The sequence below is a fragment of the Vibrio sp. RC2502 genome, assembly GCF_054850435.1.
The window spans coordinates 1,110,906-1,125,277 of the sequence record NZ_CM141453.1 but is presented as its reverse complement, the minus strand read 5'-3'; the positions used below and the strand labels follow the sequence as shown (position 1 = coordinate 1,125,277).

12 protein-coding genes are annotated in these 14,372 nt (G+C 44.7%); 4 read left to right on the top strand and 8 right to left on the bottom strand.

The genetic code is table 11. The features are described from left to right. Positions 1 to 25: 25 nt before the first annotated feature. From ACYJZR_RS05280 to yceD, 4 genes are read right to left on the bottom strand one after another with little or no spacing between them, the layout of a single operon-like run. Positions 26 to 976 (bottom strand): beta-ketoacyl-ACP synthase III, encoded by a 951-nt coding sequence (locus ACYJZR_RS05280; protein WP_005490641.1) that lies wholly within the window; start codon positions 974 to 976, stop codon positions 26 to 28. A 5-nt stretch (positions 977 to 981) separates the two neighbouring features. Further along, a complete protein-coding gene (gene plsX / locus ACYJZR_RS05275) occupies positions 982 to 2,007 on the bottom strand; it encodes a phosphate acyltransferase PlsX (RefSeq protein ID WP_025500397.1) in 1,026 nt (341 codons plus the stop codon). Between the two features lie 10 nt (positions 2,008 to 2,017). Next, on the bottom strand, positions 2,018 to 2,188 hold the full coding sequence (gene rpmF, locus ACYJZR_RS05270; RefSeq protein WP_005396978.1) for a 50S ribosomal protein L32: 171 nt from the start codon (positions 2,186 to 2,188) through the stop codon (positions 2,018 to 2,020). A gap of 59 nt (positions 2,189 to 2,247) precedes the next feature. Continuing rightward, complete coding sequence (gene yceD, locus ACYJZR_RS05265; protein ID WP_005461584.1) at positions 2,248 to 2,772, bottom strand: 23S rRNA accumulation protein YceD; 525 nt, start codon at positions 2,770 to 2,772, stop codon at positions 2,248 to 2,250. A gap of 149 nt (positions 2,773 to 2,921) precedes the next feature. Between yceD and ACYJZR_RS05260 the strand changes: the two genes are divergently transcribed. After that, positions 2,922 to 3,503 (top strand): Maf family protein, encoded by a 582-nt coding sequence (locus tag ACYJZR_RS05260; protein WP_023623831.1) that lies wholly within the window; start codon positions 2,922 to 2,924, stop codon positions 3,501 to 3,503. 96 nt (positions 3,504 to 3,599) lie between these two features. Here ACYJZR_RS05260 and rluC read toward each other — a convergent pair whose 3' ends face one another. After that, the gene (rluC, locus tag ACYJZR_RS05255) at positions 3,600 to 4,547 is read right to left on the bottom strand and encodes a 23S rRNA pseudouridine(955/2504/2580) synthase RluC (protein ID WP_005461586.1); all 948 of its coding nucleotides are present in this window, start codon (positions 4,545 to 4,547) and stop codon (positions 3,600 to 3,602) included. Between the two features lie 639 nt (positions 4,548 to 5,186). Here rluC and rne point away from each other — a divergent pair. Beyond that, positions 5,187 to 8,258 carry a ribonuclease E gene (gene rne, locus ACYJZR_RS05250; RefSeq protein ID WP_406965963.1) on the top strand — a complete coding sequence of 1,024 codons (3,072 nt, stop codon included), beginning with the start codon at positions 5,187 to 5,189 and terminating at the stop codon, positions 8,256 to 8,258. 327 nt (positions 8,259 to 8,585) lie between these two features. Further along, on the top strand, positions 8,586 to 10,145 hold the full coding sequence (locus ACYJZR_RS05245) for a SulP family inorganic anion transporter (RefSeq protein ID WP_017448358.1): 1,560 nt from the start codon (positions 8,586 to 8,588) through the stop codon (positions 10,143 to 10,145). A 61-nt stretch (positions 10,146 to 10,206) separates the two neighbouring features. Here the strand turns inward: ACYJZR_RS05245 and ACYJZR_RS05240 are convergent, their stop codons facing one another. Then, positions 10,207 to 10,656, bottom strand: coding sequence for a low molecular weight protein-tyrosine-phosphatase (locus ACYJZR_RS05240; protein WP_005462468.1), 450 nt, complete (start codon positions 10,654 to 10,656; stop codon positions 10,207 to 10,209). A 117-nt stretch (positions 10,657 to 10,773) separates the two neighbouring features. On the opposite strand from ACYJZR_RS05240, the gene cobO reads away from it, so the two are divergent. Beyond that, entirely contained in the window at positions 10,774 to 11,379 is a 606-nt protein-coding gene (gene cobO / locus ACYJZR_RS05235; RefSeq protein ID WP_140170149.1) for a cob(I)yrinic acid a,c-diamide adenosyltransferase, read from the top strand. 62 nt (positions 11,380 to 11,441) lie between these two features. On the opposite strand, the gene ACYJZR_RS05230 is transcribed toward cobO, so the two are convergent. Both ACYJZR_RS05230 and udk read right to left on the bottom strand, forming a co-directional pair. After that, positions 11,442 to 13,529 (bottom strand): AsmA family protein, encoded by a 2,088-nt coding sequence (locus tag ACYJZR_RS05230; protein ID WP_406965966.1) that lies wholly within the window; start codon positions 13,527 to 13,529, stop codon positions 11,442 to 11,444. Positions 13,530 to 13,717: 188 nt separating this feature from the next. After that, positions 13,718 to 14,359: a uridine kinase gene (gene udk / locus ACYJZR_RS05225; RefSeq protein WP_005461598.1), complete on the bottom strand. Its 642-nt coding sequence runs from the start codon at positions 14,357 to 14,359 to the stop codon at positions 13,718 to 13,720. Positions 14,360 to 14,372 lie beyond the last annotated feature (13 nt).

Here is a 14,372-nt window from a genome sequence, read left to right as displayed (position 1 = left end):
CTTAAATTTTGAATTCTCGCGAAACTTAGAATTTCACCAGAGCAGAGCCCCATGTGAAACCGCCACCGAATGCTTCAAGTAGCAACGTTTGTCCACGCTTAATACGGCCATCACGAACCGCTTCATCAAGCGCTGTCGGAACTGTTGCTGCCGACGTGTTACCGTGTCTGTCTAATGTGACAACAACTTGGTCTAGTGACATTGACAGTTTTTTCGCCGTCGCTGAAATAATACGGTAGTTCGCTTGGTGCGGCACTAGCCAGTCTAGCTCAGACTTGTGCATATCGTTTGCTTCAAGCGTATCTTTAACGAGTTTAGACAGTTGAGTTACCGCAACTTTGAATACTTCGTTACCAGCCATATGAAGCCATTTATCAACATCTTTACCACGCTCTGGTACAGGTAGACTTAATAAATCACCAAATTGGCCATCCGCGTAGATATGCGTAGAGATAATGCCAGGCTCTTGGCTTGCACCAACAACAACTGCACCCGCACCGTCACCAAACAAAATGATCGTTGAACGGTCAGTTGGATCACACGTTTTAGACAGTGCATCTGCACCAATCACCAATACGTTTTTACACATACCTGATTTGATATGTTGATCCGCAACAGACAATGCGTAAACAAAACCAGAACAAGCAGCGGCTAAGTCGAAAGCCGGACAACCTTTAATGCCAAGCTTTGCCTGCACCTGACACGCAGATGAAGGGAAAGTATGGCTACTGCTCGTGGTAGCAACGATAATTAGGTCGATATCATTTTTATCAATGCCGGCCATATCGATAGCGTTTTCAGCTGCGTAGAATGCCATGTCCGCAACAGTTTCGTCTTCTGCTGCAATTCGACGCTCTTTAATACCAGTACGAGCTACGATCCACTCATCACTTGTATCTACCATTTTCTCTAGGTCTGCGTTAGTACGCACTTGAGATGGCAGGTAGCTGCCAGTACCTAAAATTTTGCTATACATGAAGACTAATAATGCCTCTCGAGTAAAACCACTTCCAAACGATCGCTAATACGGCTTGGTACTTGTCGTTTGACCTCGTGTACTGCCTCGCCAAGTGCATTGACAATCGCAGATACATCCGCACTTCCATGGCTTTTTATGACAATGCCGCGCAATCCTAGCAAACTTGCACCGTTATACTGGTCGGGGTTCAGTGTTTTTAGTTCATTAAATAGCCGAGAAAACAACTTTCTAGCAATCCAACCCTTTATCGTCGATGCCATCATGCTGGTTTTTAGTTTTTCGATAAAAAGTTGTGCTGTTCCCTCGCTGGCTTTTAAGCATACGTTGCCAACAAATCCATCACAAACGATGACATCGGCTACGTCATGCAAAATTTGATTACCTTCAATATAACCAACAAAATTGATAGCGTCGGTTTGAGAAAGCATTTCTGCACAGCGTTTAACTAAATCGTTCCCTTTGATTTCTTCTGCACCAATATTAAGTACAGCAACGCGAGGAGGACGACATAGGTGTTCTTCTGCTAATGCACTGCCCATCACGGCAAACTGAAACAGACTGTCTGCGTCACAAGACACATTCGCACCAAGATCTAACATCCAAGTACGTTTGCCACTGATGGTGGGTAAAGCTGAAACTAAAGCAGGCCGCTCTATACCGGGAAGCAACTTGAGGATAAATCGCGACAGCGCCATTAATGCGCCAGTGTTGCCGCCACTTACACAAGCATCCGCTTCTTGGTCAGAAACCAGATCAATTGCCATACGCATAGAACTGTTTTGACTATTGCGTAATGCTAAAGACGGTTTTTCTGAGTTCGAGATAACTTTCTCGCTATGAAGAATAGTCAAGCGGGAACTGGTAGAGGTACCGAGTTGAGATAATTGAGATGTGATCAGGCTTTGATCACCTATAAGAATCACTTTTAGCTCTGGGAAATGAGACAGTGCCTGCACGGCGGCAGGCACTGTTACGCGTGGACCGAAATCCCCGCCCATTGCATCAAGTGCAACGGTAATACTTTGCAAAGGTTCAACCTTACTTGTTGATAACCTTTTGACCACGGTAGTAACCTTCAGCAGTTACGTTGTGGCGTAGGTGAGTTTCACCAGAAGTCGCGTCTACAGATAGTGCAGCTGTAGTTAGCGCATCGTGTGAACGACGCATACCGCGCTTAGAACGAGTTTTACGGTTTTTCTGTACGGCCATTGACCCTACTCCTATACTATTGGGTTAAAAACCTAAAGAAGAAGCGGCTACCACACCAGTTACTTTTTCAGATTTTTCAAAACGTCGAATGGATTCGGTTTCTTTTCCTCAATTTCTTCAGGAAGCTCACCAAAAACCATGTTATTTGAATCAACGCTACAATCCGCTTCATCGTGCATCGCAATTTGAGGTAATGCTAAGATGAACTCATCTTCAACCAGTTGTATAAGGTCTAATTCACCGTACTCATTTAGATCTACCAAATCATAAATTTCTGGTGCTTCCTCTTCCGTCTTCTCACCGTAGTAAGGAGTGTAAAGGAATTCAACTTCACACGCGTGTGTGAATACCTCATTACAACGCTGACACTCTAATTCGACTTCGATGTTAGCTTTACCAGAGATAACAACAAGTCGCTGTTCATCTATCTCAAATGACAATGAGACTTCTGCGTCGCGTTTTACGCCTTCAGTTGCTTCCGCTAAGCGCTTGAAAAGACTAGCTTGGATGATGCCATCGTAATCTAATCGTTTCTGTGCGGACTTTGCTGGATCAACCGTTCGCGGTATTTTTACCTTTTGCATAGGGCGCGAATATTATCTTCCAAATCAAAATTAGTCAAAGAAAAAGGCAAAAAAGTTGTACTTTTTTACGCTTAACATACAGAGCATTAGCCATAATCAATTTTGATCGATTATCCTATTGGAAATGCTTGCGTGAATTGTAATTCAAAATGAAAAATTACCAACTGGTTTTAGCCTCAACCTCCCCTTTTCGTCAACAACTGCTTGAAAAGCTTTCAGTCCCGTTCATTTGTTTATCTCCTGACTGCGATGAAACGCCGTATGAGAGTGAAACTCCTCTGGATCTAGTGCAGCGCTTAGCCGTAAACAAAGCAACCTCTTGCTCTATTAATAAACCAAGTTTGGTCATCGGCAGCGATCAAGTTTGCGTAATTGATGGAAAAATCGTTGGCAAACCTCTAAATCGTGAAAATGCTATCGATCAATTACTTGCTCAAAGTGGTAAAGCCATCACTTTCTATACCGGACTGGCGGTTTATAACTCGGTGACGAATCTGACTGAAGTTGGCTACGACACTTTTGAAGTGCATTTTAGGAACTTAAACCGTGAACAAATTGAACGTTACGTCGACAGAGAAGAACCGTTTTACTGTGCTGGCAGCTTCAAAAGCGAAGGGATGGGAATTTGTTTGTTCGAAAAGTTAGTTGGCAAAGATCCAAACACTCTCGTTGGCCTGCCTCTGATTGATTTGATTGATATGCTGCAAAAGCAAGGTTTCGAGATCTTGTAAGTTTAATCAACGCCTCTACTCATCATTTGAAACCTAATAGATATAAGTCAAATGTAAAAAGGGAGCTAAAGCTCCCTTTGTTTATAGTAAATGCGTTCAGTTTGCCTTTCTTAATCCAACAAGCACTTTCTCTAGTTTGGATTCCATCGGAGCATTAATTTCCATCCATTCATCATTAGACGGATGTTGAAACTTAATGTTCGCGGCATGCAAAAACAAACGGTCCAATCCAAGTTGACCAGTGTAGGCATCAAAACGTCTATCTCCGTAACGATCATCCCATGCGATAGGATGTCCGGTGTACTGAGTATGCACACGAATTTGGTGAGTACGCCCCGTAATCGGGCTGGCTTGAATCAACGTCGCTTGCTCAAATTTCTCAAGAATTTTGAAACGCGTTTCTGATGGCTTACCGTTTGGGTTCACTCGTACAATACTGTTCACTTCATTCTTAAGTAGGGGGGCGTTCACAACTTTACAGCTGCTTTTCCATTGTCCCATCACTAAGGCGAAGTAAAACTTCTTCACCGTTTTTTCACGGAACTGCGCTTGCAAATGGCGAAGCGCCGAGCGCTTTTTAGCAACCAGTAAAATACCCGAGGTATCTCTGTCAATACGGTGAACCAATTCGAGGAAGCGTGCCTGTGGACGCAATGCCCTTAATGCTTCAATTGCACCAAACTTCAAGCCACTACCACCATGCACTGCTGTACCAGACGGTTTGTTCAGAATCAGCATATGATCATCTTCATAAATGATCATATGTTCTAGTTCAGCAACCTTATTAAGTTTCGTGCTTGGTGCGACATCCTCTTCCTTTTTCTCAACCGTTACAGGTGGAATTCGGACTAGGTCGCCAGCTTTTAGTTTATATTCGGCTTTGATGCGCTTTTTGTTCACGCGCACTTCACCCTTACGCACGATTCGATAAATCATGCTCTTTGGAATGTCTTTTAATTGGTTACGCAAGAAGTTATCAATGCGTTGACCCGCCATGTCTTCGTCGATATCAACGAACTGGACTTGTGTTCTTATCTCGCTCATGCGCGCTATTGTAAACGTAAATCCGCGTGACTTCACATTATTCTTGCTGCAAAAGAAACACTTGTTGCGAGAATCTGCTCCGAAATACGCCAACCTTTTGTTTAGATTATTAAAACCCTTTCCCTTGTTCGGGTTTTGTTTTCTGTCTTTGGAAGTTTACGTGATTCAATCGCTTATTTAACAGCCAGTTATAAATTGGAAAGTTTGAGTTTAGCGGCAAATTTTCCATCGTTTGCGCTAAAGCAGATTGCTGATATCCACGCGCACTGCTATAGTTCACAGCTGCTAAGGAAGGTTTGGTTATATTTTATTCACTACCAATCATTTGTCCTCAAGCAATGTGAGTAGAAGGTTGAAGCTCAGGTGCTGCATTGGCGTAAGACACATTGAATTCAACACTCTTGCCACCCTACTCCTCGCATATTCACGTTGAGTACCTACCGCCCAAATAGCGGGTTACAAGTCTACGTTTCTAACAGAAACCAAAATAGATTTGTGATGACTGAAGTGCCCCAGAGCATCCCCTTCCAGCCGGGAGGCTGCAAAATATTAGCCATGGGATCAGGCACCGTGAAACAGCGAAAAAAACGTGGCAAGTCGACAAGAAAGATATAAAAGAAAAGACAACGAGAATTTTCAATGAAAAGAATGTTAATTAACGCAACTCAAAAAGAAGAGTTGCGTGTCGCTCTGGTTGATGGCCAGCGACTTTTCGATCTTGATATCGAGAGTCCAGGACATGAATCTAAAAAAGCGAATATCTACAAAGGACGTATCACACGTATCGAACCAAGCTTAGAAGCCGCATTTGTTGATTACGGTGCTGAGCGTCACGGTTTCCTCCCTCTAAAAGAAATTGCCCGCGAATACTTCCCTGAAGGTTATACCTACCAAGGCCGTCCAAGCATTAAAGAAGTGCTGACTGAGGGCCAAGAAGTAATCGTACAAGTAGAAAAAGAAGAACGTGGTAGCAAGGGCGCAGCTCTAACCACGTTTATTTCTCTTGCGGGTAGCTACCTTGTTCTTATGCCAAACAACCCTCGTGCAGGCGGTATTTCTCGCCGTATCGAAGGTGATGAGCGTACTCAACTAAAAGCAGCATTAAGCACTCTAGAACTGCCTCAAGGCATGGGTCTGATTGTTCGTACTGCTGGCGTTGGTAAGAGCGCAGAAGAACTTGAGTGGGACTTGAACGTACTGCTGAACCATTGGAGCGCGATTAAGGGCGCGGCAGACTCTAACCCTGCCCCATTCTTAATCCACCAAGAAAGTAACGTTATCGTTCGTGCAATTCGTGACTATTTGCGTCGTGATATTGGTGAAATTCTTATCGACAGCAACACCATTTATGAACGTGCGAAAGAGCACATTCAATTGGTTCGCCCAGATTTCATCAACCGCGTTAAGAAGTACGAAGGCGAAGTGCCGCTGTTTAGCCACTACCAAATCGAGAGCCAAATTGAATCGGCTTTCCAACGTGAAGTGCGCCTACCATCTGGTGGTTCTATCGTAATCGACCCAACGGAAGCTCTGACGTCTATCGATATCAACTCTGCTCGTGCAACTAAGGGCGGTGATATCGAGGAAACAGCACTTAATACCAACCTAGAAGCAGCAGACGAGATCGCTCGTCAATTGCGTCTACGCGACTTAGGTGGTCTAGTGGTTATCGACTTTATCGATATGACACCAGTGCGCCACCAACGTGAAGTAGAAAACCGCCTACGTGAAGCAGTTCGATTAGACCGTGCTCGCGTACAAATCGGTCGTATCTCACGCTTTGGTCTTCTAGAGATGTCTCGTCAACGATTGAGCCCTTCTCTTGCAGAAGCAAGCCACCACATTTGTCCTCGCTGTAGCGGCACAGGTGTTGTTCGTGACAACGAATCTCTAGCACTTTCTGTTCTTCGTTTGATTGAAGAAGAAGCACTAAAAGACAACACAGCTCAAGTATTGGCTGTAGTACCAGTGCCAATCGCATCTTACCTATTGAACGAAAAACGTCGCTCGGTTAACCATATCGAACGAATTCAAGAAGTGAAAATTACGGTTGTTCCTAACTCAGACATGGAAACACCGCACTTTGAAGTAATTCGCGTACGCGAAGGTGAAGAGTTTGATTTAATTTCTTACCTACTTCCTAAGAAGTTGGAAGCAATGAAAGAAGCAGAAGGTAAAGAACCTTCTGAAACAGACATCAAACCTAAGCGAATCGAAGAGCCTGTTCTTAAGGGCTTTGCAGCGCCAGTTCAAACCGCTCCAGCTCCTGTTTCTAAACCTGCGCCGGTAGCGAAGAAGAAAGAAGTAGAGCAAGAAGCAAAACCTGGCCTATTCAGCCGTTTGTTTAAAGCACTAGGTAGCTTTCTATTTGGTGGTTCTGAAGAAGTAAAAGAAGAACCAAAACAAGAAGAGAAGAAATCAAACCGCGACAACAAGCGCAACAAACGCGATCGCAACGACCGTCGTCGTAGCAACCAACGCGATAACCGCGAAGGTCGTGAAAACCGTGATAACCGTCGTCGCCGTAAGCCTCGTGAAGAGCAAGCAAATGAGCAAAACGAAGCTCAACAACCTGCAAACAAACAACAACCAAACCGTAGCCAGAAGCGTAAGCCAAAACCTCAACAAGCTGAAAAAGCTCAAGAGCCGAAAGCAAACGCGAAAGTAGCGGAAAAAGGCTTGCAACTTGCGGCTGAAGCTCGCTCAGAAGTGAAGCCTGAAGAGAATAAAGCGAAAGCAAACGCGAAAACAGAGAAAGTCAAAGAGCGCCGTCAACGTCGCAAACTGAACAAATCTGTTCGTGTTAAAGATCAACTTGCCGATGAGCAAGTAGAAGAAACAGCAGTGAAAGCAATTGAACCTGTTGAGTCTCAAGTAGCTCAAGCCGTTGATACAGCAGCAGACGCACAGCAAGACAACAAGCAAGGTGAATCGAAACAACGTCGTAACCGTCGTTCTCCTCGTCACCTACGAGCAAGTGGTCAACGTCGTCGTCGTGGTCGTGATCGTCGTCCTAACCCATTCCGTCTGCGCAAAGGCGGTGTAGCATCTCCTGAGATGGCAATGGGTAAAGTGATGCCACGTTACATTCCAAAACCAGCGCCTAAGAAGGAAGAGCGAGTTCAGGAAGAAGCGGTTGTGGCAATTGCAGCTGTACCTGCTATGCAAGGTGGTTTTGCTTGCCCTGAAATGGCAATGGGTAAAGTCATCATCCGTCGTGAGCAACCAGCGGTAGCTGAAGCACCTGTTGTTGAACCTAAAGTTCAAGAAACAGTAGAAGCTAAAGCTGAATCACCGATTGTTGAAGCTGTAGCGCCTGAAAAGGCAGAGCCAGTAGCGGTTGATCAAGCTCCTGTAGAGCCGAACGTTGAAGTGGCTGAAGCACCTGTTGCGGAAGCAACAACAGAAACAGTTGTTGAAGAAGCTCCGGTTCAAGAGCCAGTCGTTGCAGAAACTGTGGAAGAAGCAGCAACAGAAGTTGCCGTTGAAACTCCAGTAGCAGCGCCAGAGATGAAAGCTGAAGTTATCAACGTTGTTGCTAAGCCACGAGCTAGCGCACCAATGACAAAAGCACCTGGTCCTCAAGAACTACGTGAAATCGAAGTAGCCGCAGCGCCGTTTAAAGCTGAACGCTACCAAGCTAAAGGTGCTGGTAGCCAAGTGGCAACAAACCGCGCCTCTGCAGCAATGACAAAGCCAAACTTCAACTAAGTTTGAATACATTGCGATAGCTTGAAAGCTAGAATCAAAAGGCCACCGAAAGGTGGCCTTTTTTGTTTGTTCTCGGTCTAGCGTAATTGGTCATATTAATATCAACGACGGATCACATTTGTGGTTCATTATCCGTATCATTCTTGAACTTAATCACACTTTTCGGTAGCATTCGCCAACTCAAGTTTTCGACACCATTCTACTGCTGCTCTTTTATTACTACGGTTTACACTAAGTACCTTGAATGTATTTTCATCACTTAGTGGTTAATGCAAATACGAATATGTGTCGGGATAAACTCATCTCAACGAGAACTTAAAGACAAACATGTTCGAATTCCCGCAATTTTCTAAGCACTCTATTAAAAATGACGTGCTATCAGGTTTGACGGTTGCCCTGGCACTTGTCCCTGAAGCCGTAGCATTTGCATTCGTTGCTGGTGTAGACCCCATGGTTGGTCTGTACGCAGCATTCATCGTTGGCCTTATCACCTCAATCTTTGGTGGTCGCCCAGGCATGATCTCTGGTGCTACAGGCGCAATGGCTGTAGTAATGGTCTCTCTTGTTGCAAGCCACGGTGTTCAGTACTTATTTGCTGCCATTATGTTGGCCGGTATTCTGCAAATTGCTGCCGGTTTATTTAAATTGGGCAAATTCATTCGAATCGTTCCACACCCTGTAATGATTGGTTTTGTTAACGGCCTAGCGATTGTTATCTTCCTCGCGCAATTAGGACAATTCAAGGCTCCAGACATGAATGGCGTGCTGACTTGGCTTCCACAAGATCAAATGATGTTAATGCTAGGTTTGGTTGCGCTGACCATGGCGATCATCTACTTCTTGCCGAAAATTACAACAGCAGTGCCATCTTCACTTGTTGCTATCGTAACCGTTACTGCACTAGTTGTTGGGTTAGATCTAGAGACACGTACAGTTGTCGACTTCCTACGTTCTATGTCAGGTAATGAAGCTGCTACACTAGCAGGCTCTTTGCCAACCTTCTCTATTCCATCAGTGCCATTTACGCTAGAGACTCTGCAAATCATCTTGCCTTATGCAGTGATCCTTGCGGCCATCGGCCTAATTGAATCTTTGCTAACACTGACCGTTTTAGACGAAATGACGAATACTCGTGGCCAATCTAACCGCGAATGTATCGGTCAGGGCATGGCAAACATGACATGTTCTGTATTCGGCGCGATGGGTGGTTGTGCAATGATTGGGCAGTCAATGATCAACGTAAACTCCGGTGGCCGTGGCCGTCTGTCTGGCATCGTAGCGGCTGTAGCTCTGCTGATGTTCATTTTGTTTGCGTCATCGTTGATTGAAATGATTCCACTAGCAGCCCTAGTTGGTGTGATGTTCATGGTTGTGATTGGCACATTCGAATGGGCAACATTTAAGTTGGCTCGCCGTGTACCAAAGCAAGATTTCTTCGTTATCGTACTAGTAACCGTTGTTACAGTACTGACTGACCTTGCTGTTGCGGTCGCGGTTGGTGTAATCGCTTCAGCGCTGATGTTTGCATGGCAACATGCGAAGCACATTTACGCAGATACTTGCTTGAACGCAGAAGGCTCAAAAGAGTACAAAATTCACGGTCCAATCTTCTTTGGTTCAGCAGCAAACTTCCTCGAGCTGTTTAATGCGCCAGAAGATCCTAAAGATGTGATTGTCGATTTCGCAGACTCTCGCGTAACAGACCACTCGGCAATTGAGGCAATTGAAACGCTAGCAGAGCGCTACGCTTCCATCGGCAAAACGCTTCACCTTCGTCACCTAAGTCCGGATTGTCGCAAACTACTCGACAAAGCTGGCAGTCTAGTCGAAATCAACGTGAAAGAAGACCCTAGCTACAAAGTCGCAACCGACATTTTAGCTGGCTAATCTATGCGTAAAGGGATGAGCAATGCTCATCCCTTTTATTATTTATCTGATATCGAAATAATTACAGCTTCTGCAAAACCGCTACCGACGCCTCTTCGATTAAGTCCAATACCAACTCAAATCCATCATCTCCACCATAGTAAGGATCTGGGATCTCGTCATAACTCGAATTAGAGTGGCTTAAAAATAGCGAGACTTTATGACGATGTTCTGCAGGACAAATATCGAGTAAGTCAGCCAAGTTTGCTTTATCCGCAGCCAGTACCAAATCGAAGTCTTCGAAATCTTGCACTGACACTTGGCGCGCTCGCATTCCTTTAAACGAATAGCCACGTTGTTTCCCTGCCGCCATAGCTCTTGAGTCTGGCGTGTTTCCAGTGTGATAGCCAATTGTCCCAGCCGAATCAATGTCGACATCGACACCTAACTCTTCCGCTTTAGCTCTCAGAACGGCCTCACCGGTTGGTGAACGGCAAATATTTCCCATACAAACAACGAGTATTCTCTTCATTTTATTCCCTGAATTATCGATGGTTTTTCTTCACGATATGTTGGTCTATCATAGCGAGATAATTCAATGAACCCAAGCTACCGCGGGCAAAGCACGAAACGGATTTAAGGAAGTATTATGTCTATCGAAGAAAATAAAGAAGCACGCCATAAGGCACGCCAACAAAAAGTAAAAGAACAGGTAGACGCAAAAATTGCGGCCGCTCAAGAAGAGAAAGGTCTACTGCTGGTCATTACTGGTAATGGTAAAGGTAAATCGACATCGGGCTTTGGCACGATTGCTCGCGCCGTCGGTCACGGCCTTACGTGTTCAGTGGCTCAATTTATCAAAGGCACTTGGGACAACGGCGAGCGCAACTTGTTAGAAAAATTGGGAGTAGAATTCCAAGTTATGGCGACTGGTTTTACTTGGGAGACGCAGAACAAAACCGCCGATACCGAAGCAGCGCAACTGGTCTGGAAAGAATGTAAGCGTATGCTGCAAGACGACTCTATTGATGTCATCTTATTCGATGAGCTAACTTACATGGTGAGTTACGGTTACATCGATTTGGACGAAGTGGTCGAAGCGTTAAACAATCGCCCCAAAATGCAGTCGGTTGTGATTACTGGTCGTGGCGCACATCGCACTCTAATTGAAATGGCCGATACCGTTTCTGAAGTGAAGAATGTAAAGCACGCATTTGAATCTGGCGTAAAAGCGCTGAAAGGCGTCGACTGGTAAAGCTTGCAGCACAATGAAAAAAGGGTTGGCACAATGCCAACCCTTTCACTTTCAACACGTGGTTAGTTGAAAAGATTCTTCAACAGACCATCGACCGCTTCTTTGGTTTTCTCATCTTTAATTTTGTCCGTTAGCTTCTCTACGCCACGGTCAATTTCTTTCTGAGCTTTCTGTTTAAGAACATCATCGAATACGAGTTTGAATTTAGGGTCCGCCCACTTACCAGACACATTGATTGGAATCGTGATGTCCTTCAGCTCATCGATGTTTTTACCACCTTGGCCTTCTAGCGTACCCACAATTGAAGTACTGATAGTAAAGTCGACCGTCTCATTGATGTAGTTTGCACTGCCCTTACCACGCACACGTAGTAACGGTGATTGAGCATGCAAGTTGTCCGTTGATACCACACCTTTGTTTAGTTTCAACGTCGCGGTCATCGCACTGAAGTCTGTTTTCTTCACTTCGTTGGTACTTTCAACTTTTTGCCCTTTGAATCGCGCGTAGTTTTCACGAATCAATTGAGCAACGTTGATGCCATTTACCGCACCATCAGCAAAGTTAATCACTACCGTACCAGCAAGGTTCTGTTTGATACCTGTCGGCGTCAAACTGCTACCTTGGACATTCACGTCGATGTTACCCGTACCTTCTAGCTTGTCGTTGTTAGCAACATCAATCAGTAGCGGTTGAACTTTCACACCTTTGATTGATTTTTTCACGCTGTAAGTCGCTGGCGTCTTACGTGCATCTAGTCTTGCTGTTGCTGAAATTGTGCCTTGGTACAACTTCGAGCTAAATGATGTGAGGTCAAACACACCACGATTGACAGTGAAGCTCGCTTTTACCGCTTCCATTTTTGCGTTAGCCGCTTTGAACTTATCGATGGTGATATCACCTTTGACATCCAGCGTTTTCAGTGCTGAAAGATCCGGCTCAACTTCAGGCCCCGCGGATGCACTCTTACCACCAGATGCTGGCTTTTCGCTTGCTGGTGCTTGTTTATCCAAGCCTAAGAATTCATCTAAATCGATATTAGGGCTATGAAGGGCAAAACGTATTTTTGGAATGTCTCCCAATGTCACATCGGCTTTACCATCCAATGCAATCGCGTTTGCGGTTAACTTCTCTAGAATAAAGCTAAGGTGGCTTTTGTTTAGGTCAAATGAAAGGTCAGAGACCATATCAACTTTCATTGGTGATTGTGGCAAAGCATCACCTTCAAAGCTTGATTTCAGCGTAAGCTTATTCAACAACACTTTGCTAATCGCTTGGTCAACCGTAAGCTGCCCACCGCCTTGCATGTCCAGCTTCATACCAGCCGCACTGCCTTTAAGCGCGTAGTTAAGATTGTTTACTTTATCGAACTCAAATGTATCTAAGCCAATTTTTGCCGATTCAATAGTGTTGTTTGGATCAGTGTACGTCGCATCAACATTGATGTTCTTCAACGCATAACTGGCAAGACCTTTCGCCAGTTTAAAGTCTGCCTTACCTTCTGCTGTAAACTTCTGGTCATTCATTTCGCCTTTCACACCAAAGTCAGCTGTCGTCCAGCTGTCAAAAGCAAATTCAGAAAGGTTCAACGATACATCATACAGCTTGGTGTAATTGCCGGCTTGCTTGTCTTGAATTTCTAGTGAGCCATTAGAAACCGTAACACCAGCCAGGTTGATACTCCAATCTGAGCCTTCAGACTGCGATTCACCACTTTGATCTGGTGCAGTATCATTCGGTTGCTCTGCTTGTTGAGTTTGCGCTTTCGTTAGAGCATCAATGTTCTTGCTGCCGTCTTTCTTCGTTTCAACGTAGAACTCCGCACCATCTAAAGTAATGTTACCGATTTCAAGTTGTTTGCTAAAAAGTGGTGTGACAGAAACATCAACACCGACAGTGTCGACTTTAAAAAGATTTGGCTGACTAAAACCTTGCGGGTTACGCAGTTCGGTTCCTCCCAATTCAAAACCAATTGATGGGAAGAATTGCCAACTGATATCCCCTTCAATCACTAATTCTAACCCTGTTTGTTTCTGAGCTTGCTCAACAATCAGTGGCTTAAATTGGTTTGGATTGACAAAAATAGTTAACGCTAAAATTGCAGCAACAAATACCACAACAGGTATCGCGAGAACTAAGAGCAGTTTCTTCATTTGTTTTTCCTTGCTCGTGTGTTTTTAAAATTATAAGCGCAGACTAGATTTACCGCCGAGAGTTCCACAAAAGCGTGAAAATCATCCGGTTTTGACATGCAACTGACTAATTTAAAAACAAAAAAAGAAGTGGCACCTAAAGTGCCACTTCTTATCATAAAAATAAAGCGATATAGCCGTCTAAAGACTTAAGCTTTCAAAAGTTTTGCAATGTGAGCTTTTAGTACATCGATCGCGATACGGTTTTTACCGCCACGAGGTACGATGATGTCCGCATATTGCTTAGAAGGTTCGATAAACTGCATGAACATCGGACGAACAGTTTGCTGATATTGCTTAAGAACGGATTCCATTGTACGGCCACGCTCTTCAACGTCACGCTTAACGCGGCGAAGTAGACAGATATCCAGAGGCGTATCCATAAATACAGTCGCGTGCATCAGATCACGAAGACGAGGGTCAGTAAGAAGAAGGATACCTTCTAAAATGATTACCTTTTTAGGGGTCATTGTGGTGGTGTTACTTGTTCTTGTGTGCTCTGTGTAGCTGTACTCAGGCACTTCCACGGCCTCACCACGTACAAGCTTCTCTAGGTGCTCGCACAATAGGTCGTGGTCCAACGCACTCGGGTGATCGTAGTTCGTCTTTACTCGCTCTTCCATGCTTAGGTGGCTTTGGTCGTTGTAGTAGCAATCTTCCGTGATGACACCGATTTGATGATCGCCTACTTTCGCGCGAAGCTCATTGTAAATTGTGCTCGCGATCAGACTTTTTCCAGAAGCAGAAGCGCCAGCAATACCTACGATGACGCATTGATTATTATCAGACATTAGTTTGCACCCG

What these genes read in the sequence shown, in the direction of transcription:
- rluC (WP_005461586.1), bottom strand. Translation starts at nt 4,547, where the DNA reads ATGAGCGAGATAAGAACACAAGTCCAGTTCGTTGATATCGACGAAGAC.
- ACYJZR_RS05245 (WP_017448358.1), top strand. Translation starts at nt 8,586, where the DNA reads ATGTTCGAATTCCCGCAATTTTCTAAGCACTCTATTAAAAATGACGTG.
- rpmF (WP_005396978.1), bottom strand. Translation starts at nt 2,188, where the DNA reads ATGGCCGTACAGAAAAACCGTAAAACTCGTTCTAAGCGCGGTATGCGT.
- rne (WP_406965963.1), top strand. Translation starts at nt 5,187, where the DNA reads ATGAAAAGAATGTTAATTAACGCAACTCAAAAAGAAGAGTTGCGTGTC.
- ACYJZR_RS05240 (WP_005462468.1), bottom strand. Translation starts at nt 10,656, where the DNA reads ATGAAGAGAATACTCGTTGTTTGTATGGGAAATATTTGCCGTTCACCA.
- cobO (WP_140170149.1), top strand. Translation starts at nt 10,774, where the DNA reads ATGTCTATCGAAGAAAATAAAGAAGCACGCCATAAGGCACGCCAACAA.
- ACYJZR_RS05280 (WP_005490641.1), bottom strand. Translation starts at nt 976, where the DNA reads ATGTATAGCAAAATTTTAGGTACTGGCAGCTACCTGCCATCTCAAGTG.
- yceD (WP_005461584.1), bottom strand. Translation starts at nt 2,772, where the DNA reads ATGCAAAAGGTAAAAATACCGCGAACGGTTGATCCAGCAAAGTCCGCA.
- ACYJZR_RS05260 (WP_023623831.1), top strand. Translation starts at nt 2,922, where the DNA reads ATGAAAAATTACCAACTGGTTTTAGCCTCAACCTCCCCTTTTCGTCAA.
- ACYJZR_RS05230 (WP_406965966.1), bottom strand. Translation starts at nt 13,529, where the DNA reads ATGAAGAAACTGCTCTTAGTTCTCGCGATACCTGTTGTGGTATTTGTT.
- udk (WP_005461598.1), bottom strand. Translation starts at nt 14,359, where the DNA reads ATGTCTGATAATAATCAATGCGTCATCGTAGGTATTGCTGGCGCTTCT.